We start from the raw sequence: 26,361 nt of genomic DNA, 5'->3' as shown, positions 1-26,361 counted from the left end.
TAAGCAGGTACTGATGGTTCAGGCCTGCTTTTTTTATGGTTGTATATCAAACCATATGTTAATTAGGAACCGTGATGAATCGAATTAGCAATGAAGTGAATAAATGGGTTAACCGCAGCCTTGATCGCCATGTGCGTCTCGCGGTAACGGGTTTATCACGTGCGGGAAAAACGGCTTTTATTACCTCACTGATTAATCAGTTATTACACGTAAGTACTAATCCTCGATTACCGATGTTTTCTGCGGTAAGAGAAGGCTATTTATTGGGTTCGAAACGTGTTCCACAATTAGATATGCACGTGCCTAAATTTAGTTATGATGAGGGAATTAATGCCTTATTGTCATCACCACCAGCATGGCCTCAGCCAACCTGTGATGTTAGCCAGACACGATTAGCATTGCGTTTTAAGCCACAAAAAGGGGCATTAAAGTTATTTCAAGATACAGCAACCTTGTATCTCGATATTGTTGATTATCCAGGTGAGTGGTTATTAGATTTACCGTTACTTGATCTTGATTTTATTAGCTGGTCTAAACAACAGGCACAAGTATTAAAGGGGCAGCGGTTAGCATTAGCGCAATCATGGTTGGCTATGGGGGAACAATTTGATCCTTTTGCGCCAGCTGATGAAGCGTTAATTGAAACAATAGCAGCGTCATTTACAGATTATTTGCACCAATGTAAGGCGGAAGGCGGTTTGCATTGGGTTCAACCGGGACGGTTTGTGTTGCCAGGGGAATTAGCTGGCGCACCTGTATTGCAGTTTTTCCCGATGATATGGACCAATAAATATACCGAACAGCAACTCGCTACAGCTACTGACGACAGTAACTTTGGTATGCTAAAAAAACGTTATAAGTATTATCAGCAGCATGTTGTGAAAGCTTTTTACAATGATCATTTTTCTAAGTTTGATCGACAAATAGTGCTCGTTGATTGTTTACAGCCATTAAATGCTGGTCATGAGTCATTCAATGATATGCGCCAAGCGTTAGATCAATTAATGCAAAGTTTTAAATATGGGCGTAGTTCAATGTTACGTCGATTGTTTGCTCCACGGATTGATAAGGTGCTATTTGCCGCAACAAAAGCGGATCATATTACACCAGAGCAACACCCAAACTTAGTGGGATTATTACAGCAGTTAGTTAATGAAGCATGGCAGACCGCCTCGTTTGAAGGTATTACCATGGATTGTGTTAGCTTAGCATCGATTCAAGCCAGTGAACCTGGGTTTGTTAACTATCAAGGCAAACAAGTGCCTGCATTACGTGGAACAGATATTAACGGTAACGCACAAACATTCTTTCCTGGTGATGTGCCGCGACGATTACCTAATCAAGATTTTTGGAATAGGAATGGATTTGATTTTATTAATTTACGTCCATTACCTCAGCAAGTAGATGAACCTTTACCACATATTCGAATGGATAAAGCATTGGAATATCTTTTGGGAGATAAATTGCAATGACTGAGCCATTAAAAGCAAAAATAGTGTTTGATGAAGCACAACAGCCATTAAGTGAGCAGCAACCGGATTTAACCGTAAAAATGAACTTTGAACAGCAAAGCGAGTTTTTACCCGATACCGTTGAAAGTGCTGAAGTCGAAAGTGAGCAAACACTTGAGCAAATTTTAGCGTCTAAACCTAAACACCGTTACCGTTGGTTTAAAGGATTGTTGGTTGCTGGTGCTGCGATGGTGGGCTGGCAAACAGTAGATCATGTTGTAACGGCTTATCAAACCAGTAATTGGCTATCATTAGGATGGAGTGCCATTGTTGCGGGTATTGCTATTGCAGGTGTCGGTGCGTTAGGGCGTGAGCTCATTAATTTACGTCGTTTAAAACAGCGTCAGACAGAACGAGATCAAGCCCATCAATTATTAACCGCTGATGGGATTGGGTCGGGAAAAGCTTTTTGTGTGAAATTAGCTAAATTGAGTCAAATTCCAACGGATAATCATGGTTATGACCGTTGGTTACATGCTCTGGCTGCGACTCATAATGATCGAGAAGTGTTGGCGCTTTATGATCAGCTGGTGGTTAGTCAACAAGATAAATTGGCACGACAGCTAGTTGCAAAATACTCCAGTGAAGCGGCATTAATGGTTGCGTTGAGCCCATTAGCAGCAGCGGATATGTTGCTTGTTGCTTGGCGTAACTTTCGTCTAATTGAGCAGATATCTGCTGTTTATGGTATTGAACTTAGTTATTGGTCACGGATTAAATTAGTAAAGTTAGTGCTCGCTAATATGGCATTTGCTGGTGCGTCTGAGGTAGTGGCTGATTTAGGGATGGACATGCTTTCAATGGATCTTGCTGGACGAATGTCAACACGAGTTGCACAAGGTGTTGGTGTTGGTTTACTTACTGGGCGATTAGGACTTAAAGCAATTAACCTTATGCGTCCGTTACCGTGGATGGAAGGTGAACAACCTCGGCTAAGTGAAATACGTCGAGACTTACTAAGCCAACTGGGTAAGCAAGAAAAAAGCTAACCATATATTAACACTTTAAAAAGAGGACTTAGGTTCTCTTTTTTTATTATCGAAATATCTCTTTTTATATTTAATCAGTGCAGATGCGATCTCGTAGCTTGACTCATTAATGTGTTCGTCGCACACTGACATAACTGTCAGGAATAGTTGACAGTAGACAGTTACAAATTGTTTTCATTATGTGGATTAAGACTCTCAATCATAAAGCTTAACACTATGATTATTATTGGTATTGTTAAAAATTACTCTTGATGGGTAACTGTAATGAATTACGCACAAAAGACGAATAACAAGAAGGTGTAAACAATGAGATTACAGGTCTTTTGCGAAGATAGAGTTGGCATGACTCGTGAATTGTTAGATATTTTAACCAGCCAAGATATTGATCTTCGTGGGATTGAAATTGATCGAACCGGGATTATTTATTTAAATTGCCCTGAAGTTGAATTTGAACAATTTAGCCAGTTAATGTCACAGATTCGCCAGCTTGATGGTGTTACTGATGTACGTAAAATTCAGTTTATGCCAAGTGAGCGTGAACATACAGAATTATCAGCATTATTGCAGACGTTACCTGATCCATTTTTTACCATTAATTTAAATGGTAAAGTTGATTTTGCTAATCAAGCTGCTGAACAATTAATGGGGCACCGTAGTGATGATCTCTTTAATGAAAATATTCATACTTTATTAGGGTTTAACTTTTCTCGCTGGTTAGATAAAAGCCAAGCTCAGAAACACAGTGAAATTGTGGTTATTGCTGGGCTAGATTACCAAATGGATATCATGCCAGTCTGTGTGAATGATGATACCTCTGAACCTGTACTTGTAAGTGCTTTGATCTTATTGAGATCGCTTTCGGAAGCTAAAATGCCGGTTGTGATGCGAAGCATTAATGGTGACAGTGGATTTGAGCATCTGATTGGACATTCATCTCGGTTTAAGCACTTATTGGGACAAGCAAAGAAGCTTGCATTGTTAGATGCCCCTTTGCTGATTCAAGGTGAAACGGGTACAGGTAAAGAAATGTTGGCGCGTGCTTGCCACCAACGTTCAGTGCACCGTGATAAACCATTTTTAGTCGTTAACTGTATTTCTATGCCGGATAATGCAGCAGAAACCGAGTTATTTGGTTGCATTGGCAGTGTTAATGAACCTGCAAAAAAAGGAATTTTTGAACAGGCTGCTGGTGGTACTGTCTTTCTGTATGAAATCGGTGAGATGTCAAAACACTTGCAGATTAAATTATTACGGTTCCTTCAAGATGGTACTTTCCGCCGTGTAGGTGAAGAAGCTGAAATAAAAGTAGCGGTACGGGTGATTTGTTCAACTCAGAAAAAATTGCCTGACTTAGTCGCTGAAGGGGCATTTCGTGAAGATCTTTATTATCGATTAAATGTACTGGCTTTAGTCGTGCCACCACTTCGTGAGCGTGCTGCTGATATTGTGCCATTAGCTGAATTATTCTTAGCGCAATTTGCACAAGAGCTACATCAACCTAAACCTTCATTATCGGAAGAATTAGCATTAACACTTAAACAATATGCTTGGCCGGGTAATATTCGCCAGTTGCGTAATGTGTTATTTCGCGCGATGACGCAGGTAGAAGGGGATGAAATGACATCGGCTGATGTGCAACTACCTGAAAATGAGTCAAGTACCGTAATCAGTGAAGAAACGTTAACTGGATCGTTAGATGAAATAATGAAGCGGTATGAATCAGGCATTTTATCTAATTTATATCAGAGTTATCCATCTACTCGTAAATTAGCTAAACGTTTAGGGGTTTCACATACTGCGGTGGCGAATAAGCTTCGAGAATATGGGCTGAGTAAACGCAGTTGATTCTCAAACATAAAATAAAAGAGATAGCCATTATTGCTATCTCTTTATTTTTTGAGTAAATAATAACGCTATGAGAATTAGTCGTTTTGATGTGCTTCTAGCAAGATAGTATCACCGGCTTCTAAGGCTAATAGTAGGGCGACTATATCTTCGCCGTAACGATAACCACATAATGAATTATGGCTGTTTAACACGCGGTGGCAGGGGATCACAATAGGAATAGGGTTAACATTTTTAGCCATACCGATCGCTTGGGTTGCTTTAGTATTGCCAATATTGGCCGCTATTTGCTCGTAGGTAACGGTTTCGCCATAGGGGACATCAGCGATAGCATGCCATATCTGTTGTTGAAATAAGGTGCCTTGTGGAGCGAGAGGAAAGGTGAATTTTTGTCTAGAGCCGATGAGGTATTCTTTGAGTTGTCTAATGAAGGGCGCCATAAACTCAGGGTTATGCTGCCATATTTCATTAGGGCTATAGCTGGGGCTCGTAATCGATAGTTGTCGAAGACCTTGGTGATCTGCCAGCAACATAATGTTTCCCAGTTCTGTTTCAATACAATCGTAATACATCAATAACTCACTAAAGGCGTAATAATTAATAACATTGACTGATAAAGAGTAACAGACAATGGCATGCTAATATATCGAATATTGAATGTGGCTTGTATTCAATATCATGTAAACTCATAAAATGTGCGTTATATCAATTAACATTGTCATGTCGAGGTCGTACTTGTTTCATTCAATTATACATCGCTCATCAACTATTGTACTTGATGATATTAAAATTCGCTTGATTGAAACGCGAGATGCGGAACAGATTTCAGCATACTATCAGCGCAATCGCCATTTTCTAGCACCGTGGGAGCCATTACGGCATGAGGCTTTCTTTAGCTTAGCTGGTTGGCAACAACGTCTTGAGCAAATTGCCACCCTTCATCGCCACGAGATGGCTTTTTATTTTGTTATCGAGCATCGTGAAACAAACACTATTATCGGGGTGATTAATTTCAGTAATTTAGTGAAGTCTCCCTTTTATGCTTGTCATGTTGGTTATTCATTAGATCGAGAGCAGCAAGGTAAAGCGGTGATGCGTCGTGCACTAGCAGCGGTATGTGAGTGGCTCTTTGCCGATAAACATTTTCATCGTATTATGGCCGCATATATGCCTCATAATAATAAAAGTGGCAGTGTATTAACAGCGGTTGGTTTTGAGCAAGAAGGGCTAGCAAAAGATTATTTATTGATCAATGGTCAATGGCAGGATCATGTCTTAACCTCATTGGTGAATCCTAACTGGTCATTGCCAATAAGTTGAGCCAATTGTTTAAAACAGAAAAGGCTGAGAATACGATCTCAGCCCTTGTTATTCATTGCTATCAATAATGTGTTTATATCAGTGCTGTTAAGGGTTAATCGACAGTTAAAATACGCATATTATTGGTTGAGCCAACGGTATCCATTTTATCGCCTTGAGTAATAATGGTTAAATCGCCAGGTTGTACGTATCCCGCCTCTTTTAAAACACTCAGCGCGTGTTTTGCTGCTTCTAAGCCTGCGTCACTATCACGATCAAAAAATATTGGAGTGACACCACGGTACAAAGCGGTTTGATTAAGGGTGGTCTTATTTCTTGATAATGCAAAAATAGGTAATCCTGAAGAAATACGAGACATTAAACGTGGAGTACGACCTGACTCTGTCATTACGACGATAGCTTTAATACCGACCATATGATTAGCCGCGTACATGGTTGCCATTGCAATGGTTTCTTCAGGATTTGAGAACTTACGATCTAAACGGTGATTAGAAATATTAATGCTAGGTTCTTTTTCTGCACCAAGGCAAACACTGGCCATGATAGTAACGGTTTCTACTGGAAAGTCACCAGCGGCTGTTTCTGCTGATAACATAACCGCATCTGTACCATCTAATACTGCATTGGCAACGTCCATCACTTCTGCACGTGTTGGCATTGGGCTGGTGATCATTGATTCCATCATTTGAGTTGCGGTAATAACGGTTCGATCAAGACTACGAGCGCGACGGATCAGTTTTTTCTGCACACCAACAAGTTCAGGATCGCCAATTTCAACACCTAAATCGCCACGAGCAACCATCACCACATCAGATGCTAGAATAATGTCATCCATGGCTTCTGTTGTTGCCACTGTTTCTGCGCGTTCTACTTTGGCGACTAATTTTGCTGCTAATCCTGCTTCTGTTGCCAATTGGCGTGCGTAGTGCATATCTGCACCATTACGAGGAAAAGAAACCGCAAGGTAATCAACCTTCATGGCTGCCGCTGTAATAATGTCCGCTTTGTCTTTTGCTGTTAATGCGGCCGCAGATAAACCACCACCTTTTTTATTGATCCCTTTATTATTAGATAAAGGGCCCGCTACAGTAACAATGGTATGTACTTTATTACCAGCGACTTCGGTAACTTGTAGTTGAACACGGCCATCATCAAGTAATAATACATCACCTTTAACAACATCATTGGGCAATTCTTTATAGTCAAGGCCAACGGCATCTTGATGGCCTTCACCTTTTGGTAAGTCGCTATCAAGGGTAAAAGTATCACCAATATTGAGCTGGATTTTGCCATCTTTAAAGGTTGAAACACGAATTTTAGGCCCTTGAAGATCGCCTAAAATAGCGACATGTTTGCCTAATCGTGCTGCAATTTCACGTACTTGTTGCGTGCGAAGAATATGATCTTCTGGACTTCCGTGGGAGAAGTTCATGCGAACCACGTTAGCACCTGCGGCAATGATTTTTTCTAGATTATTACCGCGATCAGTTGCAGGTCCTAGGGTTGTCACAATTTTGGTACGTCTTAGTTGTTCAGACATTATAAGCTCCATATAAATAAACTGATTTATTTATCCAATGCCATTGCAGTATATAAGTTATGGGATAAATAAGGTGTGTATAAATGCGATTCAGTAATTAAGATACAGTGATGATAGTTATTATCAAACAGAGAGGTAACGAAGAATGCATGGTAATGTGTGCTAGCGAAGTTGAAACTTCGCTAACGGTAGGTATTACAGTAGGTGACGTTCTTTAGAAAAACGAGAGTCTTTAAGTGAGTCTTTTACACGTTTTAAGTTATCGCGAAAACTGGATCCTCGACGTAATGTAAAGCCTGTAGCAAGAACATCAATAACCGTCATTTGTACAACGCGACTCGCCATTGGCATATAAATATCTGTATCTTCCGGTACATCAAGGCAAATCGATAATGAACATTCGCGTTCTAGTGGTGAATGTTTTGCGGTAATACCAATGACTGTTGCACCATTTTCTCGTGCCATTTGTGCTATTTCGACAAGACTCTTCGTTCGTCCTGTATGTGAGATAACAACAACAACATCACCATCACTGCAATTAATGACACTCATGCGTTGCATGACAATGTCGTCAAAACACACAATAGGAATGTTAAATCGAAAGAACTTATTTTGAGCATCATGTGCAACAGATGCTGAAGCGCCTAGTCCAAAAAATGATATTTTTTTTGCTTGAGTTAATAAATCAACGGCGCGATTAATTTGCATCGGATCAAGACTATTTTTAGCAACATCTAGGCAAGCCATCGTTGATTCAAATATTTTGGCTGTATAAGCATCAGGGCCATCATTTTCTTCAACATTACGATTTACATAAGGCGTGCCGTTTGCCAAACTTTGTGCTAAATGTAATTTAAAGTCTGGAAAGCCTTTAGTATCAAGTCGACGACAAAAACGGTTAACGGTCGGCTCACTTACATCTGCCATTTTTGCTAGTGTTGCTATGCTAGAATGAATAGCCGTTTGTGGCGAGGCTATAATAACTTCCGCTACTTTACGTTCAGATTTGCTGAAGTGTTCTAAGTTATTTTGTATTTTTTCTATGGTATTCATAGGTATTTATGCACTTCGTTATTGAATTTCATTTGTAGCATTCTTGTCATCAAGTTGCCCATATAATGAAACTATACTACTTAACTATTAACATATTCTAGCTATTCAGCGGCTTTTTCAGTGTGTTCTTATTAGATTTTGATCAAGATCGACTTTTTATTTTCACAATTGAAATTTATAAAACAAATAATGTTATTTTTTGTTGTTTTATTTTACCAGTTTGGAGGGGGTTTTATAAATAAAGATTTATTTTAAGCATTGAAATAAATAAGAGTGACTGTGTTCTATCGTTTTTGAATAAATAACAGATTGAATAATATTTAAATAAAAAAGGATAATCAATGAAAGTCAGTATTTGTGGCTGTGGATGGCTCGGATTACCGTTAGCATTATCATTAAAAAGCCAAGCGATTGAAGTATGGGGCTCTAAAACAACGATAGAGGGCGTTAATGTATTACAGCAACTAGGCATTAATGGCTGCTTATTAACATTGCCATTAACTGAAGAGATGAATCCAACAACAATCCAATTTTTAACAACAGATGTGTTGATTATTGCAATCCCGCCTGGGCGTAAGAACCTTAACCCTCAGTCCCATATCAAAAATGTAATGTCGTTAGCAACAGCAGCAAAAAAAGCAGGGTGTAAGCGGATTATTTTTATCAGTTCAACTTCGGTATATGACTCTTTACAAGGGGAGGTATTAGAAACAACTGCGGTTAATCCTCATTCGGCTTCTGGACAATTACATTACGCATTAGAACAGCAATTACATCAGCAATGGCAGCAACAGTTAACGGTATTACGTTTATCCGGATTAATTGGGCCACAACGCCATCCAGTCACGTTTTTATCAGCCCGTCAGCAGTTGAGTGCCGGTAAGCAACCTGTTAATTTAATACATTTAGATGACTGTATTAGTGTGATCTCTGCCATTATCATGCAAGCTCCAGTGATGCCCGTAATGCATTTAGCAGCAAGTACACACCCGAGTCGAGAGCAATATTACACTGCGATGGCAATTAAATCACAGTTGCCAGCTCCAGAGTTCAATGATGATAATAAAGGCTTTGATGGTAAAAAAGTGAATGCAAAGCAAACTGTTAGTTGCTTAGGTATCACACTACAACATGATGATTTATTGCTGGATGCTCCACAACTACACGAAAAGTAAGCAAAAAAAACGCTGAAATAAATATTTCAGCGTAAACAAAAATTACAATTAGGAGTTAAAGCAGTAGTAGCAATTTAAATTACAGATGTTGTGTTTGACGGCCTGAAAAACAAATAATCATCTATAACTTCAATTCTTATATATTCAGACTGCGTGTTAATGAAAGAGTTCCATTTATTATTGAAAAAGATTTAAATATTTATCTGATGATAATGAATGAAATAGATAAGGTCATGGCGGTAGGTAAAAAAAATCCCGCTGATAAATATCAGCGGGAAGGAGATTATCCAAAAAAATACAATTAGGATTTAAAGCAGTAGTGAATTAAACATTTAATAAAAAGAATAATTGCAGTGCAAAATAGCGATTTATCAAATTGAATACATAAGTAAGAGTACTGCTGTAAGATAAAGTTCAAAAAAAATGTGCTTATTTGAAAATATTATTTGGTAGCGGTGAATTACCGTGTAGATAAAGAAAACCCATCAACAAATATTTGTTAATGGGCTCTGAAGTAAAAACTTCTAAAAAAAGCAGTGGTATTCATAAGACACTCTTTCCCCATATTGGTTCCAATCTTATTTTATAAATAATTTAAAATATTTTTATTCTTATTATCAATAGCTTAGTTTGTTTTTTATGTGAGCTATGAAAAACACCAATTTGTGATGTAGCTCGTTTGTTAAATATGATGATTTTGTGTAGTATTTAAACAAGCGTTTTAATCTTGGGCTGATATATGAAAGAACAAGCGACGACGAAGAATAGAATACTGAATGCTGCCGAATTATTGTTTGCTGCTCGTGGTTTTAAAGCAACGTCATTACGTGCGATTACGACGGCTGCTGGTGTTAATCTGGCTGCGGTTAATTACCATTATGGTGATAAGAAAGGGCTAATTCGCGCAGTATTAAGCCGATATCTTGAGCAATTTATGCCAGCATTAAAAATGGAGTTAGTTGCGTTACATCAACGTGATGAATTTTCTATGGAAGAGGTCTTCCTTTGTGCAAAACAGCCGCTGCTAACATTAAATAGTAGCCAAACTAATGGCACCACTATTTTTATGTCTTTACTTGGCCGTGGTTATACCGATGTGCAAGGTCATCTGCGGTGGTTTATCACTACACATTATGATGACGTTATTCAGTTATTTATTCGTGCTGTACGTCGAGCTCATCCTTGTTTAGATCCTGAAACGTTATTTTGGCGATTACATTTTACCCTTGGCGCTGCCGTTTTTACGATGGCATCAAGTACGGCATTATGTGAAATCGCGGTTAATGATTTTTCTAGCCACACTCAAATTGACGATTTAATTAATCGCTTAGTACCTTATCTTGCAGCTGGTGTTGCGGCACCAATAGAATTGAATGAGACACTTGTAGTCAATTTTAACGGTTAATAAACCATGAATAGTTGTCATTGAATCACAAAAGGATATGCATTATGAGCTCGTTATCAACCATGCGTAAACGTTATTTAAGTGCTCCTGTTTTTAAACGGTTTAAAACATTATTACCACCGCTTTCAAATACTGAAAAAGAAGCAATGGAAGCGGGTAGTGTGTGGTGGGATGGTGAGTTATTTGGTGGAAATCCACAATGGCAAACATTACTTGATTATCCTAAACCAACATTGACGGAAGAAGAACAACACTTCATTGATACAACACTGCAAACTTTATTAGCCATGCTAAATGATTATCAAATTGTGCAGCAACAAAAAGATTTACCAGAAGATATTTGGCAATTTTTGCGTCGTGAGAAGTTCTTTGCATTAATTATTAGTAAGCAATATGGCGGGCTCGATTTTTCTGCTCATGCTAACTCAACCATTGTGGCACAAATAGCGACGCGAAGTTTAAGTGCTGCAGTGTGTGTGATGGTGCCTAATTCCCTTGGTCCTGGTGAATTGTTGACTCATTATGGTACTCAATCACAAAAAGACTACTGGTTACCCCGCCTTGCAAATGGGGACGATATTCCTTGTTTTGCATTAACTGGCCCCGAAGCAGGCTCTGACGCTGGCGGTATTCCAGATGAGGGCATTGTCTGTTATGGCGAATATGATGGTGAGCAAGTACTAGGCTTAAACCTTACGTGGAATAAACGCTATATTACGCTAGCTCCCGTCGCGACGGTACTTGGGTTAGCATTTAAGATGAAAGATCCTCAAGGTTTACTTGGTGATAAAGTTGACTTAGGCATTACTTGTGCATTGATTCCGGCGGATCATGTTGGCGTTGAAATTGGTGAGCGTCATGATCCACTTAATATGGCATTTATGAATGGTCCTACGCGCGGCCATAATGTGTTTATTCCACTCGATTGGATCATTGGTGGTCAAGATTATGCCGGAAAAGGCTGGCGAATGCTGGTGGAGTGTTTATCTGCTGGGCGTGGTATCTCTTTACCCGCTTTAGGTACGGCTGTTGGGCATTTAGCCGCAAGAACAACGGGAGCTTATGCTGTTGTTCGTAAGCAGTTTGGAATGTCGATTGGTAATTTTGAAGGTGTCGCACAAGCACTGGGTCGTATTGGTGGTTTTACTTATATGCTAGAAGCGGCTCAAACCTTGACGACGACAGCGTTAGATATGGGGCAAACTCCGAGTATTGTGACCGCCATTGCTAAGTATCATATGACGGAGATGTCTCGCATAGTGTTAAATGATGCAATGGATGTGCATGCTGGGCGGGCTATTCAATTAGGGCCAATGAATTATTTAGGGCACCATTATTTTGGTATTCCCGTTGCAATAACGGTAGAGGGAGCCAATATAATCACCCGTAATCTGATGATTTTTGGCCAAGGAGCCACACGTTGTCACCCCTATGTATTAGATGAAATGGCGGCAGCTGCAAATTCTGATGCAGAGCAAGGGATGAAAGATTTTGATCATTTGTTGATAAAGCATATTGGTTTTGCGACCGGTAATATAACAAAATCATTGTTAAATGCAGTGAGTGGGAGTTGTTTTAATCGTTCTCCTACTAGTGGTGAAACGCGTCATTATTATCGCCATTTAAGCCGTATGTCAAAGGCTCTTGCCGTTTGTGCTGATATCTCGATGTTGAGTTTAGGGGGCGAATTAAAACGTCGAGAGTTATTATCAGCTCGCTTAGGTGATGTGCTTAGTTATTTATACTTAGCCTCAGCAACGTTGAAACGATTTGAAGATCAAGGTCGTCAACAACAAGACTTGCCGTTAGTTGATTATGCGTTACAGCATTGCTTGCATCAATGTGGCGTCGCATTTGATGAAGTGTTTACTAATTTCCCGCGTAAAGGTGTTGGCCGTATATTACGAACTTTAACATTCCCGCTGGGTATACATTACGCTGCGCCAAAAGATGAGATCAGCATTCGAATAGCATCATTATTAATGACACCAAGTGTGCATCGTGATCGATTAACACATTTATGTTATGTCGGAGATAAGCATGATGATCCCGTTGCGATAATGGAACGTGCCTTTATTGCATTGCATGAGATCAAACCTTTGGAGCGTAAATTAATGCAAGCAACACGCAATGGTGAGATCCCACGCAAAGCTTTATTAAATAAGAAGTTACAGTTGGCTTTGGATGCGGGAGTGGTCACAGAAGATGAGGTTAAAAGCATAGAAAATGCAGAGCAACTAAGGCAGAAAGCGATCCAAGTTGATCATTTCTGTGCCAACCATTTTAATAACTAAGCTTGCTACCAGGAAAGGCAACTTAGGGTACTTAGTCTTTGATATATAAACCTGGATTCTCCCGTGTGCCACGTAAATACGTGGCACTTTTTTTGACCAAAATTTAGTGTAACACCTCCAACCACTACGATTTTTGCTCATTTATGGCATAAATTTAATGCGTATCTGTCATTAACCTTTTATCCTATTCACAATTATGTAAGGGAAGTTGAAAATGATCATCAAACCTAAGACTCGTGGATTTATTTGTACAACAACGCACCCAGTTGGTTGTGAAGAAAACGTAAAGCAGCAAATTGCAGACACTAAAGCACAAGGCCCAATTGCAAACGCACCTAAGCGTGTATTGGTTGTGGGTTCTTCTAGTGGTTACGGTTTGTCATCTCGCATTGCTGCAGCATTTGGCGGTGGCGCTGCAACAATTGGTGTTTTCTTTGAAAAGCCAGGTACAGAGAAGAAGCCAGGTACTGCAGGTTGGTACAACTCTGCTGCATTTGATAAGTTTGCTAAAGCTGAAGGCCTTTACTCTAAAAGTTTAAATGGTGATGCCTTCTCTAACGAAGCAAAACAAAAAACAATTGATTTGATTAAGCAAGATCTTGGTCAAATTGACATGGTGATTTACTCATTAGCATCACCTGTACGTAAATTACCTCAAACTGGTGAAGTGGTACGTTCATGCCTAAAACCTATGGGTGAAACTTACACAACGACTGCAGTTGATACCAATAAAAACGTATTGATTGAAACCAGCATTGAGCCAGCAACAGAACAAGAAGTTGAAGATACTGTTACTGTTATGGGTGGCCAAGATTGGGAACTATGGATTGATGCGTTAGCGAATGCTGGTGTATTAGCTGATGGTTGTAAGACCGTTGCCTTTAGTTACATTGGCACTGAGTTGACATGGCCAATTTACTGGCATGGCGCGTTAGGTAAAGCGAAAATGGACCTAGATCGCGCAGCAAAAGAATTAAACACTAAGCTAAGCGCGACGGGTGGTTCTGCAAATGTGGCTGTGTTAAAGAGTGTTGTTACACAAGCAAGCTCTGCGATTCCAGTTATGCCGTTGTACATTGCAATGGTATTTAAGAAAATGCGTGAAGAAGGCGTACATGAAGGCTGCATGGAGCAGATTTTACGTATGTTTAAGCAACGTTTGTACAAAGAAGATGGTACTGCGCCTGAGGTTGATGCTGATAATCGCCTTCGTTTAGATGACTGGGAATTACGCGAAGACATTCAGCAGCATTGCCGTGATCAATGGTCAAAAGTAACCAATGATAACTTATATGATGTTGCTGATTACCAACAATACAAAGATGAATTCTTGAAGCTATTTGGCTTTGGTGTTGATGGCATTGATTACGATGCTGATGTGAATCCTGTTGTTGATTTTGACGTAGTAGACATCTAATAATCGCATCATAAAATAGATATTGAATAAACCGCCAGTGATGGCGGTTTTTTTATATCTGCTCTTTTTCCTATCTGTTAAACGGATAGTTAATGACTTTTTATATGGCTATTTGAAGATATATTAGCGATAGATATTATTGATAATCATAAAAGAGCATTTATTATGAGAACAACGTTTGATCGCATTCGCCATGCTATTGGTTTTGAAATTATTGGTTTGATATTGATGATAGGTATTTTAAGTCAATTTGGTTTTGAACTTGGGCATGTTGGTATTGTGGGGGTGTTTTTTTCTATTGTGGCAACCGTTTGGAATTACTTATATAACCTGTGGTTTGATAAATTAATGCACAAAAAATATAACGATACGAAAAAGACACTGTCACAGCGAGTTATACATAGCATCGGATTTGAAGTGGGGCTACTTACACTGACTATTCCAGCTTTAGCGTGGGTGCTGAATGTGAGTTTATGGCATGCATTTGTGTTAGATATCGGCATGGTGATTTTCTATTTATTTTATGCTTATGGGTATAATTTGATTTATGATCGTATTTACCCGATTGATGCATAATGATTTTTATTTGGCCGGGAATAAAAAGCCAGCACAAAAGGGCTGGCTAATAAATTAGAGAAAACGGTTAATCATTAGCTCTTTGGCAGCTTGATAATAAAGGCTGCTCCTTCAAGTACTGAATCTTCAACATGAATATTACCTTGGTAACTATCAATAATTTCATTACAAACAGAGAGACCGATACCTTGTCCTGGATTGAGCTGATCGGCACGCACACCACGTTGGAAAATGGCTTCGCGTAAGGTAGGTTTAACCCCAGGACCATCATCTTCAATGATAATTGTAAAAGAATCACTGTTTTCAATGACGGATATTTTTACTTGGCTAATACAAAAGCGAAAACTGTTTTCCAGCATATTACCAAATAATTCCATCAAATCATCTTTATTGATGGGTAACTTTAAAGCATCATCAAAGTGATAATGTAAGGTAACGTGCTTATCAGCATAAATCTTATTTAGCATTCGATTTAGACTGGTAATAATAGGTTTAAGCTCGACATTGCTTCTTTGTAGACCTTGCTGACCCACCATGGCACGTTTTAGTTGATATTGTACCAAATCATCCATTTGACTGATTTGTTCCATGACGCGTTGATTAAGTTCACGGCGACCTAATGTTGAATCATCAAGAAGAGCATTAGTCGCGGCTAAACGAGTTTTTAAACTATGGGCAAGATCATCCATTGCGTGGCGATAACGTCCTTGCTGATCATGACTAATGCGGCTAAGTCGATTGACTGCCATAGTGACTTCTTGTAGCTCCATTGGGTAATCGTCATCCAGCTTTTCTCGTTTAGCTTCTGTCATTTGATCTAACTGAGAGGCTAATTTTCGAAGTGGTTGAAAGCCCCAATGAAAGGCTGCAATAAGAAAGGCAACGGCAATTAAAACAAATAAGCCCAAATAGAAAGCCGTGCGTTTATGTAGTTGCGATAAGGAGTATTCATAAGCGTCAGCAGAACGCAGAACCACCAATTGATAGATAGTACCATCTTCTTGATTGCGGCTAAGGTTATAAGCAATATAATTTTGATGGTTTTTCATTGTAATTAACGTCGGTGTCGAAATATTTTCTGGTAAGTAACGACAAACATCACGTAAATTATTTTTTGAAGACTGATTTGAGACCCAAGTTGTATTATCACTTTGATCACAGACAACCGCAATATAATCAGTATCGGAAGGATCGAGGGAATCAATCCATTTATCGACATCTTTAATTAACCCAGCTCGGTTAAGTTGTGCAACAACCATTGGCATTTGAGCAACAAGTTCCGAAGAATATGATGCCATATAACTCTGAGAATAGAGTTTATTGATCACTGCAGCGAGTGCGGACGTTACTAACGCAATGATAGCAACCGAGGTGATCAATACTCGTTGTCTTAATCGAGGCTGGAAAAAATGTTTCATTGCGCGCTGATTTCAAAAATATAGCCCTGACCACGAATGGTTGAAATAGGGTTATTTTGTCCTGTTTTAGTGAATTTCTTGCGAAGACGGCTGATCATAACTTCGATGGTATTCGGATCACCTTCTTGGTCTTCATACAGTACATCAAGTAAGCGTTGTTTTGAGACGACTTGACGGCTATGGCGCATTAAATATTCTAATAAGTCATATTCAAACGCAGTAAGTTCAAGTAATTCTTCACACACATAAACTTGTTTAGCCAGTAAATCTACACGAATATCACCTGCGGTCATTTCTGGTTTGACAAAACCTGCACTACGACGAACAAGCGCACTAAGACGAGCTACCATTTCTTCTTTTTGGAATGGCTTAACGAGATAGTCATCAGCACCAGCTTCGAGTCCTGTTACTTTATCTTGCCAGTTTGAACGCGCAGTTAAAATCATAATAGGTAAACGTAAACCTTTTTTACGCATATCTTTAATTAAACTGATTCCATCTCTATCAGGCAAACCGATATCGACAATCACAATGTCATTGGGGTAGTTCTGTGCAAAAAACAGCCCTTCTTCGGCAGTGTTAGCACATTGAACTTGGTTTCCTAATTCGCTAAGTTGCGATTTTAGGTGATGGCTAAGAATAGCATCGTCTTCGACAATAAGAATACGCATGGTTGGGCACCAGAGATAACAAATGGTATTGATAAGCTATGGTAAAGTATCAACTAATAAAGTGCATTAGTTATTGTTACCATAACGTCATGAAAAGGTATGAAAACTAGCGTAAATAGTATGACAAAAGATAGAATTAACGTTCGGCTAGTTACAGTTTAATGTATGTATTAAGTGTAGAGAATTAGACTGAATAGGGGCTGACTCATTAGTGAAGTAATAAGTCAGCCCACTATCAAGGTTACCTGATCATTATTATTGGAAAATAAAGATCAGTGTACCTGCTATGGTAAGTAATACGTTAGCTATCGCATAAGTTCCAGCATAGCCTAATGCAGGAATTGTACTGCGAGCATGTTCATTGATCATGTCCATCGCGGGGGCACATGTTCGAGCACCAATAATGGCACCAAACAGTAAAGCACGGTTCATTTTTAGTACGTAAGCACCAAATAAATACGCTAGCACGACAGGAATAACACTGACCATTAAGCTGGTGACAAAGACGGTTAAACCAATATGTCCAATAGAAGCAAACAGATTAGAACCTGCGCTTAAGCCTATTCCTACCATGAACACCATTAAACCTAAGTCTTTTGCCATATTCAGTGCCCCTTGTGGAACATAACCAAAGGTTGGGTGGTTAGCGCGTAAGAAGCCTAATGTAATACCTGCAATCAATAGGCCAGCTGCACTACCTAAACCAAAAGCGACATGGCCAAATTTCATGGTTACTAAGCCCATTAATAGGCCAATAATAAAGAAGCAACAGAATGCCAGAAGGTCGGCGATTTGACTGTGAATAGAAATAAAACCGATACGCTCAGCCAGCCCTAAAACACGACTTTTCTCACCACTGACTTGTAGAATATCCCCTTTGTTTAAAAGAATATTATGGTCCATTGGCATTTCAATTTGTGCTCGAACTACACGGTTTAAGAAACAGCCATATTCCGATAAGTTCAATTCAGATAAACGTTTACCGGCGATACCGTCATTTTTAACTACAATTTCTTCTTCAACGATACGAAGGTCAAGTAAGTCGCGGTCAAAAACCTCTTTACCATTACGGAAACTAGGATCAAGACGTGCGTGGCTATCAGGGTAACCAACGAGTGCGATTTCATCGCCTTCTTGTAAAATTGCATCACCATCGGGGTTCGCTAAAATACCATTACGACGAACACGTTCAATATAACAGCCTGTTTGGCGGTAAATACCCAACTCACGTAAGTTACGGCCATCGATCCAGTTAATAAGTTCTGGACCCGCACGGTAAGCGCGAATAATAGGTAAGTAAACTTTACGCTGTGCTACTTCACCAATGCCGCGTTCACGTGCAATTTGTTGCGATGACTCGGCAAGGTTTTGTTTTTGCAATTTAGGCATTAATTTAGCAAGGAAAATTAAGCTAACTAAACCAACAAGATAAGACATGGCGTAGCCAACACTTAAACTTTCACTTAATTGCTTAATAACCGCAGGATCGGTAATACCGGCCAGGCCCGTATTAAGTGCATCTTTTGCACCTACAAGTACAGGAGTTGCTGTAAGTGAGCCCGCCATTAAACCTGTTGCTAAACCGATATCCATGTGTAAATAACGCGCCATGGTCATGGTGATTGCAATCGATGAGAGTAAAACGACTAATGCGAGTAATAAATAGTGCTTACCGTCGCGGAAGAAGATGCCAAAGAAGTTTGGTCCAGCTTCTATACCAACACAGAAAATAAATAGCATAAAGCCAATATTTAATGCATCTGTGTCAAACGTAAAGCCCGCATTACCAAACAATAAAGCAGTCAGTAGAACGCCAATAGAGTTACCAAGTGTCATCTTAGCAAAACGAATTTTACCGAGACTTAAACCAACAGCAAGGACTACAAATAGCAATAAAATATCATTTTGGTGTAGAAGAGCGGCTACATCAATGTTCACGACGGATTTCCGAAATAATGGAAAGATAAAAGTGGGGTAAATTCTAGCTGATTTTGGGAAGCGGTAATAGTTTATATTATAAATAAATGGCGAAAATCCATTTTATAAACCAACTCTTCAATATAATCGCTATTTTTATTTCAGTTAGCATTTTAAAGGGGCGGCATACGTTAAAAAATAGTGTTTTAATAATGAAAAATAATAGTGAAATGATAAAAAAGGCTGACACAGTCAACCTTTAGATTAATCAAGATTGATGCTTATTTATAAAGAAGGTTATGCTCTTTTGCATAAGCTTCAAATTCAGTACAACCACCAATATGGTCTTGATCAACAAAAATCTGAGGTACAGTCTCAACAGGTTTACCAACGGTTTTTTCTAAATCAGCCTTACTGATACCTTCTGCGTGAATATCAACGTAGCGGAAGTTAAAATCGTCGCGTTCTTCTTTAATTTTTTCTGCTAATTCTTTTGCGCGAACACAAAATGGGCAACCTGGACGACCAAAAATAACAACGAACATAAGTTTCTCCTGCATAAATTTTTATTACTATAACGCGGCAGAGACAATAGCGGAAGTGGGTTTTTTCTGTTAAAGCAATAGATAAAAGCGAAATAGTGAATACAAGCCAAAATAGTATCAAAGCCAAAAAGCCAGACATTAAATCTGGCTTAAAGACCGGCGTTTAAATTAAAAATCGTAGCGAATACCCGCTTGTAATTCATCATCTTTTGCATCAAGTTGCTGGAACTTGTAACCAACATAAGTACGTAGAGATTTGTTGAATTTATACAGGCCTTCTAGAGCAAAATAATTCACTTCGTCGGTTGTGGTATTACTCTGCTCTGATTGCTGAAAGTTATAAACGCCTCGCGCTGTAAATTGATCAAAGGTGTAAGCTGCTGCTAACTCATAGCCACTTAAATCAGCATCATCATGTTTACCATTAGCGTAGGTTGCGGCAGCATAAATATTGTTGAGTTGATAACTTATGGCGAGGTTAAATTGGCGAGCATCTATGTTAGTTCCATCATTACCATTAACGTAACCTGCCCCCATACTTAATCCAAATGGGAACTGATATTGTGCTGCGATACCATAACTGTCACTGTCTTTGAGATTGTTATTATTTTCAGCGATGTAGTTAGTGGCAACAGCAATATTATTAAATTTGCCAACATATAAAAAATTGTTTTCTCGTTTGTCTTTATTACCATCAACAAGATCAACGGCATCTCCACCAAATGTCGATAAAATATCAGTGTAATCCGTTAGCATAACTTGTGCTGAATCTTGTTTACCGTAGGACATCGCACCAATTGCAGTATCGAGTCCAGCATAAAGATAACGTGTATCTAGGGTGCTGTTTTTATTATCTGAAATTTCAACTTCATATTTACCAAAAACGGAGAGTTGCTCATTAATAACCGACTCACCTTTTAATGCTAAGCGCGCACGGCTTTTATCTTTAAATTCATTATCATCATTATTGTCTCCTCTATTTTCTTTGGAGAGATTAAAGCGAGGCTCAGCTCTGCCACCAAGTTCAATATTGGTGCCATTATTATCATAAATGGTGGCGGCGGTTGTTGTTCCGGTAAATAGACTTGTCAAAATAGCGGCGACCACTGCTGCGTTTTTCATGGTTCATTCCTCATCAATTATATATGGCTTCATTGCCTTTGAACTCTACGCAGACTAACGACGTACTATTACGCTTCTATTACGATGAGAAGTCACTTTTACTACATGTGTTTTATTGTGGCGATCAACACGAAATGTGAGTCAGAATTGATCTTGAGGCTGTAGTTATTGAAATGTATAAAAACTTGTTTGTAATCAATATTGAGATACACAATCTAGCAGAATCTAAATCTAGATTACTTATAAATCAGTGAGCCTTAGTAAAGATGCAGCGAAGGTCAAATACGAGGTTTTCATGGAATAAATATCATTAGGACAGGATAAATAACTATGTTTCAGTTTATGACTTCAACACGAATTGTGTTTGGTGAAGGTGCTCTGCATGATTCTTTATCGCTGCTTAATCAATTTGGTTACAGTGTATTATTGGTGACAGGGCAAGATCAGCAACGATCATTACAATTGGAGCAGTATTTTAAACAACAGAATATGCGCTATCAGCGTTTAGTGATAAGGGGTGAACCCTTAATTGCTATGATAGAAGAGTTAGCGGCTATGGGGCGGACTTTTGGTCCAGATATGGTGATTGGTATTGGCGGAGGTAGTGTGCTTGATGTGGCCAAATCTCTTGCAGCACTTATTCCTAATCAAGGCAGTGTTTATGACTATGTAGATGTTGTCGGACGTAATGTTCCATTACAAGTTAAATCACTGCCATTTGTCGCTATTCCCACCACAGCAGGTACTGGGGCCGAAGTTAGCAAAAGTGCGGTATTACAATCAGCACAAGAACAAGTAAAAGTAAATTTAAGTAATGTCGAGTTATTTCCTGATCTAGCTATTATTGATCCGACGTTGACCTATGGCATGGATGCTGTGCTATCTGGATATTGTGGGATGGATGCTTTTACTCATTTAATGGAGGCTTATGTGTGTGGTGAGCCAAATCCATTGACGGATATGATTTGTGAAGAAGGGCTAAAACGTATTGCAATGTCAATTTTACCCGCCTGTAAAGATGATCATTATCCTTCTCGAAGTGACATGGCTTTTGCCGCTATGCTAGGTGGTATGGCACGTTCAAATGCTAAGTTGGGTGCAGCTCATGGATTAGCATCAGCATTAAGCGGCCGTTTGAATGCTCCTCATGGCTTGATTACCGCACGTTTATCGCCTTATGTAATGACTGAAAATATCGCAGCGGCAATGGAGTTAGGTCGAAGTGATGTTTTGGCTCGTTATCGTAAACTGGCCGTTATATTGACATTAAATAATGAGGCGAAGATTGAAGATAGTGTGCAATGGGTTGAGCGCATGCTAACAAAATTACAACTACCGACATTATCTGATTATGGTCTATGTAATACCATGTTTGAAGACGTTGCTGAAGATGCTTTACGTACCTGTATTATTAAAGGTAATCCTTTACCTTTAAATCAGCAGCGATTAATTACGATTTTGAGGCAAGTTTGTCACAATGATTGCCATGCTTAAAGATTATAAATTTAATGGCAAGAAAAAAGACACTTATACAAAGAATTTATGATTATATTGATTTTTACTTGTTTTGTATAAAAAAGTGACTTAGGTTGCTTTTTTTTTAGCTCTATATTTTGGTAAAATCGATTTTTTAGTGATTTTACTTAAATATTAATTTTAAAATGTCAAATAAAGTTAAGCTTAAAATGAAGTGGACAATTTTTCATTTTAAAATCCATTTTAAATTAATCTCTAGTAATCATTATGTTATGGTGTTTTTTCGTTCTGAATCTATGGCAAAAAGATAAAAAGCAGAGATTTGATAGTCGTCAATAAAATTACGCGTTCAGTGTCATAGAGCTTAGTTGTTATTTTTATGCCTTTATGCGATTTTTTTAATTTAGATGCTGGTTTTAGTGATATAAGCATTGATCTGTTTCGCGGCTTACATTAAGATCCTCCGCGCATAAATATGCGCACATATTTTTAATTTTTATTATTTTTGTTGTAAATCCTGTAGGGGAAAAAAATGTCTACAAAACTTGCTAATCCAGCACCATTAGGTCTAATGGGCTTTGGTATGACGACCGTTGTATTGAATATTCATAATGCTGGATTTTTTCCTCTAGACTCGATGATTCTAGCTATGGGCATTTTCTATGGCGGTCTAGGGCAAGTTCTTGTTGGTATGATGTGTTTTAAACGTGGTGATACCTTCGGCACTACAGCATTTACTTCTTACGGCTTATTTTGGTTATCACTAGTTGGTTTGCTTATCTTGCCAAAATTGGGCTTTGCCGCAAGTCCTGCGCCGTTTATGGCATGGTACTTACTGCTATGGGGTGTATTTACAGCATTCATGTACGTTGGTTCTTTACGTTACCCGCCAGCAAAGCAAGTTGTTTTCGGTTCTCTAACCATTCTATTCTTCTTGCTTGCAGCACGTGATTTTACTGGTAATGAAACGATTGGCTTTATTGCTGGTATCGAAGGTATTTTCTGTGGTTTAAGTGCTATTTATTTTGCAATGGCACAAGTATTAAATGCAGAGTACGGTCGTGTGATTTTACCTGTTGGTGTTGCGCCTAAAGATCGCGAATTACAACAAGCTAACGCTGCAGCGTAATTTGTTATAATTTGAAATTAGCCCTGCTAACTGAAGTGGGGCTTTTTTATATCTGCTTTTTGTGAAGTATAAAAAAAACCTCGTATCGACGAGGTTTTTTATTGAGCAATTATGGTTAATGGCAGGTTTCGGGTAAATATTCAGTGTGATCTTTACAGGTAAAACAACCATCAGTATCCATATCATTTTCTTTTCTTGAGCTAGTTCTAAATTGTGACGGTGTTACATTATATTTACGCTTAAACGCATCACAAAAGTAAGCGGCACTACCAAACCCAGATCGATTACCTATTTGTGATATAGAGTAATTGGAAAATGTGAGGAAATTAAGTGCGAGTCCCATTCGAACATCCAGTAATAACTGGCTAAATGAAACGCCTTCTTTTGCTAAATGACGACGTAAAGTAGATTGCGTTGTAAAGAGGGCTTTTGCCATATCATCAACACTCCACTTGCGTTGAGGATCTTGAGTAATCAGCCTTGCAATTGTTCGTTCTTTAGGCTCGTCATAATTAAAGCGATAAACATTAAAAACATCAATTCCAGTATTATTAAGTGCAATCAAAATGAATACTAAGCATTGGTTCAGCAAAGTTTGCTCCATTGTTGATCCACTAATGCTGGGCAATAGTTGATTAAATAATGCGAAATTTTGCTCAACAATTTCTGATGAATCAATGAGATAAATAGGTGAGCAATGTGAAGTTGCTAAAGTTGGTTGCTTAAGAGCACTTATATATTTAAATGCTTCAGTAATAGACTCTTCATTGATCATTAAAATTTGTAGTTCAATGTTTTCTTGGTTGTTTAATTGATTAATTGAACAAGATATATGACTAAATTTAGGTATAACTAAAATGCTATTATTTTTTACATCTATAACATTACCATTTATATGAATATTACCTTCTGCGTTAGATAATTTCACAATCAAATGATGGTCGACATAAAACTCTTTCAGAACAACATGGCTCTGCGAGAGGATACGCTTATATTTCATAGCAATATTGCTTCTCTATAAAGGGAATAAATCCTTCATTACATATCGTACATCAATGATGTAAAGGCGATATACGCATCCATGCTTACACTACATTAACGATAATGAGTATATTTAACTGAGTATAGGACTAAAAGAAACGAAAGAATAGACACAATTGATGATATAAGAACTAATGAGCAGTGCTAATAGTTATATTGATATAATATGACTGAATATCTTAATTTAATGGTATTGCAAGGTGATTAATAATGAATCAAGTTGAATATAAGTGGTGTTTTTATATAGATATTTGAGCAAAAAAAAACTATCCGAAGATAGTTTTTTTGTTAATTGAGCTAAGTTTGTATTTAGATTAGCAAATAACTTTAATTGCCAAGCCACCTTGAGATGTTTCACGGTATTTAGCGTTCATGTCTTTGCCTGTTTCAAGCATAGTTTCAATAACTTTATCAAGTGATACACGTGGAGCAGATGAACGGCGAAGTGCCATACGCGTTGCGTTAATTGCTTTCACTGCTGCAATACCGTTACGTTCGATGCAAGGAACTTGAACTTGTCCTGCAACTGGATCACATGTTAAACCTAGGTTGTGCTCCATTGCGATCTCTGCTGCCATACAAACTTGCTCAGGGCTTCCGCCCATCAATTCTGCTAGGCCGGCTGCAGCCATTGAACATGCAACACCTACTTCACCCTGACAACCTACTTCAGCGCCAGAAATAGAAGCATTACGCTTATATAGACCGCCGATAGCACCAGAAGCTGCAAAGTAGCGGGTGTATTCTTTTGGTCCAACTGTTTGTACAAATTTATCGTAGTAAGCTAATACAGCAGGAATAATGCCACAAGCACCATTTGTTGGTGCTGTCACTACTCGGCCACCCGCTGCGTTTTCTTCATTAACAGCGAACGCATACATGTTAACCCAGTCAACGACTGTCATTGGGTCATTGCTTAGCTTTTCTGTTGTAATGAGTTGCTGACGTAATGCCGCTGCACGACGAGGAACACGTAGTGGTCCAGGAAGAATACCTTCTTCGTTCATACCGCGTTCCATACATTCACGCATGGTTTTCCAGATGTTAGCAAAGTATGTGTTAATTTCATCTTCTGCATTCATCGCGCGTTCGTTAGCCATTACTAGTGAACTAACAGAAAGGCCATGTTCACTACACTGTTCTAGCAATTCAGATGCATAAGAGAAAGGGTAGGGAACTTCAACAGTATTTGTTTGTTCTTTACCAAAGTTTTCTTCATCAACAATAAACCCACCACCGATTGAGTAGTAAGTTTTAGAGAAAATAACGTCATCACCAATCCAAGCGTGGATTGACATGCCGTTTTCATGAAGAGAAAGGTTAGTTGTATGGAAATTCATACCGCCATCGCGTGGAAAATCAACAGTGTGGCAATGCATACCAACTGGAAGACGTTCTGTTTCTTCTACGCGAGAGATAAAGCCAGGAATGCTATCAATATCAACATGTTCAGGAGAATTGCCAGCAAGGCCCATAATGATAGCGATATCAGTGTGATGACCTTTACCTGTAAGCGATAAAGAGCCGTAAACATCAACGGTAATTTTTGTCACGTCACGTAATTGGCCTAACGCACGTAAGTCGTCGATGAACTCTTTACCTGCTTTCATTGGGCCAACAGTGTGAGAACTGGAAGGGCCTACACCAATCTTGAATATATCGAAAATACTGATCATGTTATTACCTCAGTCATAGGGGAAGCGGTTCTTGCCTCCTGTAAAGACTGTTATTCGTTGATATCCTCGCTCCTTCCTTGGCGAGCGCACTTAAACTAAAAGAGTAAAAATGCCAAAAGCATATTTACTCTTAAGTATCGTCTATTTTACGTTATTTGTGCTAGTAAACACCATGAGAACTAGCACATATTTTTGCTTTTATACGATTAATTATTCGTAATCAGCACATTTTTAATAGTTA

Annotated in this window: 21 protein-coding genes; 11 read left to right on the top strand and 10 right to left on the bottom strand. The window is 38.7% G+C overall.

Annotated features, from left to right (window positions below; genetic code table 11):
- Positions 1 to 74 precede the first annotated feature (74 nt).
- The 3 genes from VXS03_RS01365 (at position 75) to tyrR (ending at position 4,345) form a co-directional block, all read left to right on the top strand.
- Positions 75 to 1,472: a YcjX family protein gene (locus tag VXS03_RS01365; RefSeq protein ID WP_327761560.1), complete on the top strand. Its 1,398-nt coding sequence runs from the start codon at positions 75 to 77 to the stop codon at positions 1,470 to 1,472.
- Positions 1,469 to 2,500: a YcjF family protein gene (locus tag VXS03_RS01360; protein ID WP_327761559.1), complete on the top strand. Its 1,032-nt coding sequence runs from the start codon at positions 1,469 to 1,471 to the stop codon at positions 2,498 to 2,500. Before VXS03_RS01365 ends, VXS03_RS01360 begins: the two co-directional genes overlap by 4 nt.
- Before the next feature lie 306 nt (positions 2,501 to 2,806).
- On the top strand, positions 2,807 to 4,345 hold the full coding sequence (tyrR, locus tag VXS03_RS01355) for a transcriptional regulator TyrR (protein WP_327761558.1): 1,539 nt from the start codon (positions 2,807 to 2,809) through the stop codon (positions 4,343 to 4,345).
- A 77-nt stretch (positions 4,346 to 4,422) separates the two neighbouring features.
- Here the strand turns inward: tyrR and VXS03_RS01350 are convergent, their stop codons facing one another.
- Positions 4,423 to 4,917, bottom strand: a complete 495-nt coding sequence (locus tag VXS03_RS01350; RefSeq protein WP_327761557.1) for a methylated-DNA--[protein]-cysteine S-methyltransferase — start codon at positions 4,915 to 4,917, stop codon at positions 4,423 to 4,425.
- Between the two features lie 163 nt (positions 4,918 to 5,080).
- Here VXS03_RS01350 and rimJ point away from each other — a divergent pair, with 163 nt between their 5' ends.
- Positions 5,081 to 5,665, top strand: a complete 585-nt coding sequence (gene rimJ, locus VXS03_RS01345; protein ID WP_327761556.1) for a ribosomal protein S5-alanine N-acetyltransferase — start codon at positions 5,081 to 5,083, stop codon at positions 5,663 to 5,665.
- Between the two features lie 94 nt (positions 5,666 to 5,759).
- Here rimJ and pyk read toward each other — a convergent pair whose 3' ends face one another.
- Positions 5,760 to 7,205, bottom strand: coding sequence for a pyruvate kinase (gene pyk / locus VXS03_RS01340; protein ID WP_327761555.1), 1,446 nt, complete (start codon positions 7,203 to 7,205; stop codon positions 5,760 to 5,762).
- 195 nt (positions 7,206 to 7,400) lie between these two features.
- Positions 7,401 to 8,258 carry a MurR/RpiR family transcriptional regulator gene (locus tag VXS03_RS01335; protein ID WP_080156707.1) on the bottom strand — a complete coding sequence of 286 codons (858 nt, stop codon included), beginning with the start codon at positions 8,256 to 8,258 and terminating at the stop codon, positions 7,401 to 7,403.
- Between the two features lie 341 nt (positions 8,259 to 8,599).
- Between VXS03_RS01335 and VXS03_RS01330 the strand changes: the two genes are divergently transcribed.
- From VXS03_RS01330 to VXS03_RS01310, 5 genes are all read left to right on the top strand, one after another.
- Positions 8,600 to 9,433, top strand: a complete 834-nt coding sequence (locus VXS03_RS01330; RefSeq protein ID WP_327761554.1) for an NAD-dependent epimerase/dehydratase family protein — start codon at positions 8,600 to 8,602, stop codon at positions 9,431 to 9,433.
- A 739-nt stretch (positions 9,434 to 10,172) separates the two neighbouring features.
- Positions 10,173 to 10,838 carry a TetR/AcrR family transcriptional regulator gene (locus VXS03_RS01325; protein ID WP_327761553.1) on the top strand — a complete coding sequence of 222 codons (666 nt, stop codon included), beginning with the start codon at positions 10,173 to 10,175 and terminating at the stop codon, positions 10,836 to 10,838.
- A gap of 44 nt (positions 10,839 to 10,882) precedes the next feature.
- Entirely contained in the window at positions 10,883 to 13,132 is a 2,250-nt protein-coding gene (locus tag VXS03_RS01320) for an acyl-CoA dehydrogenase (RefSeq protein ID WP_327761552.1), read from the top strand.
- Positions 13,133 to 13,346: 214 nt separating this feature from the next.
- A complete protein-coding gene (gene fabV, locus VXS03_RS01315; RefSeq protein ID WP_327761551.1) occupies positions 13,347 to 14,549 on the top strand; it encodes an enoyl-ACP reductase FabV in 1,203 nt (400 codons plus the stop codon).
- A gap of 165 nt (positions 14,550 to 14,714) precedes the next feature.
- Complete coding sequence (locus tag VXS03_RS01310; RefSeq protein WP_327761549.1) at positions 14,715 to 15,125, top strand: PACE efflux transporter; 411 nt, start codon at positions 14,715 to 14,717, stop codon at positions 15,123 to 15,125.
- A 74-nt stretch (positions 15,126 to 15,199) separates the two neighbouring features.
- Here VXS03_RS01310 and VXS03_RS01305 read toward each other — a convergent pair whose 3' ends face one another.
- The 5 genes from VXS03_RS01305 to VXS03_RS01285 all read right to left on the bottom strand — a co-directional run bounded on the left by VXS03_RS01305 (position 15,200) and on the right by VXS03_RS01285 (position 20,798).
- Positions 15,200 to 16,543, bottom strand: a complete 1,344-nt coding sequence (locus tag VXS03_RS01305; protein WP_327761547.1) for an ATP-binding protein — start codon at positions 16,541 to 16,543, stop codon at positions 15,200 to 15,202.
- Positions 16,540 to 17,214 (bottom strand): response regulator, encoded by a 675-nt coding sequence (locus VXS03_RS01300; RefSeq protein ID WP_327761546.1) that lies wholly within the window; start codon positions 17,212 to 17,214, stop codon positions 16,540 to 16,542. The genes VXS03_RS01305 and VXS03_RS01300 overlap by 4 nt, the downstream gene beginning before the upstream one ends.
- 255 nt (positions 17,215 to 17,469) lie before the next feature.
- Positions 17,470 to 19,152, bottom strand: a complete 1,683-nt coding sequence (locus VXS03_RS01295; protein WP_080156700.1) for an aspartate:alanine antiporter — start codon at positions 19,150 to 19,152, stop codon at positions 17,470 to 17,472.
- 260 nt (positions 19,153 to 19,412) lie between these two features.
- Positions 19,413 to 19,676 carry a GrxA family glutaredoxin gene (locus tag VXS03_RS01290; RefSeq protein ID WP_045035599.1) on the bottom strand — a complete coding sequence of 88 codons (264 nt, stop codon included), beginning with the start codon at positions 19,674 to 19,676 and terminating at the stop codon, positions 19,413 to 19,415.
- 168 nt (positions 19,677 to 19,844) lie between these two features.
- A complete protein-coding gene (locus VXS03_RS01285; protein ID WP_327761542.1) occupies positions 19,845 to 20,798 on the bottom strand; it encodes a porin in 954 nt (317 codons plus the stop codon).
- Between the two features lie 330 nt (positions 20,799 to 21,128).
- On the opposite strand from VXS03_RS01285, the gene VXS03_RS01280 reads away from it, so the two are divergent.
- Positions 21,129 to 22,292, top strand: coding sequence for an iron-containing alcohol dehydrogenase (locus VXS03_RS01280; RefSeq protein WP_327761540.1), 1,164 nt, complete (start codon positions 21,129 to 21,131; stop codon positions 22,290 to 22,292).
- Between the two features lie 514 nt (positions 22,293 to 22,806).
- Positions 22,807 to 23,403: an acetate uptake transporter gene (locus tag VXS03_RS01275; RefSeq protein ID WP_327761538.1), complete on the top strand. Its 597-nt coding sequence runs from the start codon at positions 22,807 to 22,809 to the stop codon at positions 23,401 to 23,403.
- A 115-nt stretch (positions 23,404 to 23,518) separates the two neighbouring features.
- Here the strand turns inward: VXS03_RS01275 and VXS03_RS01270 are convergent, their stop codons facing one another.
- Entirely contained in the window at positions 23,519 to 24,403 is an 885-nt protein-coding gene (locus VXS03_RS01270) for a helix-turn-helix transcriptional regulator (protein ID WP_327761537.1), read from the bottom strand.
- A gap of 355 nt (positions 24,404 to 24,758) precedes the next feature.
- Positions 24,759 to 26,120: an L-serine ammonia-lyase gene (locus VXS03_RS01265; RefSeq protein ID WP_327761535.1), complete on the bottom strand. Its 1,362-nt coding sequence runs from the start codon at positions 26,118 to 26,120 to the stop codon at positions 24,759 to 24,761.
- Positions 26,121 to 26,361 lie beyond the last annotated feature (241 nt).

Source organism: Photobacterium sp. S4TG1, from assembly GCF_036040035.1.
GTDB lineage: Bacteria > Pseudomonadota > Gammaproteobacteria > Enterobacterales > Vibrionaceae > Photobacterium.
Note: the sequence above shows the minus strand (reverse complement) of the source record. Positions and strands in the feature narration are given on the sequence as shown.

Bases quoted from the DNA above. Each gene is read 5' to 3' on its own strand.
- VXS03_RS01335 (WP_080156707.1), bottom strand. From the start codon at position 8,258: ATGAATACCATAGAAAAAATACAAAATAACTTAGAACACTTCAGCAAA.
- VXS03_RS01360 (WP_327761559.1), top strand. From the start codon at position 1,469: ATGACTGAGCCATTAAAAGCAAAAATAGTGTTTGATGAAGCACAACAG.
- fabV (WP_327761551.1), top strand. From the start codon at position 13,347: ATGATCATCAAACCTAAGACTCGTGGATTTATTTGTACAACAACGCAC.
- VXS03_RS01300 (WP_327761546.1), bottom strand. From the start codon at position 17,214: ATGCGTATTCTTATTGTCGAAGACGATGCTATTCTTAGCCATCACCTA.
- VXS03_RS01280 (WP_327761540.1), top strand. From the start codon at position 21,129: ATGTTTCAGTTTATGACTTCAACACGAATTGTGTTTGGTGAAGGTGCT.
- tyrR (WP_327761558.1), top strand. From the start codon at position 2,807: ATGAGATTACAGGTCTTTTGCGAAGATAGAGTTGGCATGACTCGTGAA.
- VXS03_RS01325 (WP_327761553.1), top strand. From the start codon at position 10,173: ATGAAAGAACAAGCGACGACGAAGAATAGAATACTGAATGCTGCCGAA.
- VXS03_RS01275 (WP_327761538.1), top strand. From the start codon at position 22,807: ATGTCTACAAAACTTGCTAATCCAGCACCATTAGGTCTAATGGGCTTT.
- VXS03_RS01305 (WP_327761547.1), bottom strand. From the start codon at position 16,543: ATGAAACATTTTTTCCAGCCTCGATTAAGACAACGAGTATTGATCACC.
- VXS03_RS01320 (WP_327761552.1), top strand. From the start codon at position 10,883: ATGAGCTCGTTATCAACCATGCGTAAACGTTATTTAAGTGCTCCTGTT.
- pyk (WP_327761555.1), bottom strand. From the start codon at position 7,205: ATGTCTGAACAACTAAGACGTACCAAAATTGTGACAACCCTAGGACCT.
- VXS03_RS01290 (WP_045035599.1), bottom strand. From the start codon at position 19,676: ATGTTCGTTGTTATTTTTGGTCGTCCAGGTTGCCCATTTTGTGTTCGC.
- VXS03_RS01310 (WP_327761549.1), top strand. From the start codon at position 14,715: ATGAGAACAACGTTTGATCGCATTCGCCATGCTATTGGTTTTGAAATT.
- VXS03_RS01350 (WP_327761557.1), bottom strand. From the start codon at position 4,917: ATGTATTACGATTGTATTGAAACAGAACTGGGAAACATTATGTTGCTG.
- VXS03_RS01270 (WP_327761537.1), bottom strand. From the start codon at position 24,403: ATGAAATATAAGCGTATCCTCTCGCAGAGCCATGTTGTTCTGAAAGAG.
- VXS03_RS01285 (WP_327761542.1), bottom strand. From the start codon at position 20,798: ATGAAAAACGCAGCAGTGGTCGCCGCTATTTTGACAAGTCTATTTACC.
- VXS03_RS01265 (WP_327761535.1), bottom strand. From the start codon at position 26,120: ATGATCAGTATTTTCGATATATTCAAGATTGGTGTAGGCCCTTCCAGT.
- VXS03_RS01330 (WP_327761554.1), top strand. From the start codon at position 8,600: ATGAAAGTCAGTATTTGTGGCTGTGGATGGCTCGGATTACCGTTAGCA.
- VXS03_RS01365 (WP_327761560.1), top strand. From the start codon at position 75: ATGAATCGAATTAGCAATGAAGTGAATAAATGGGTTAACCGCAGCCTT.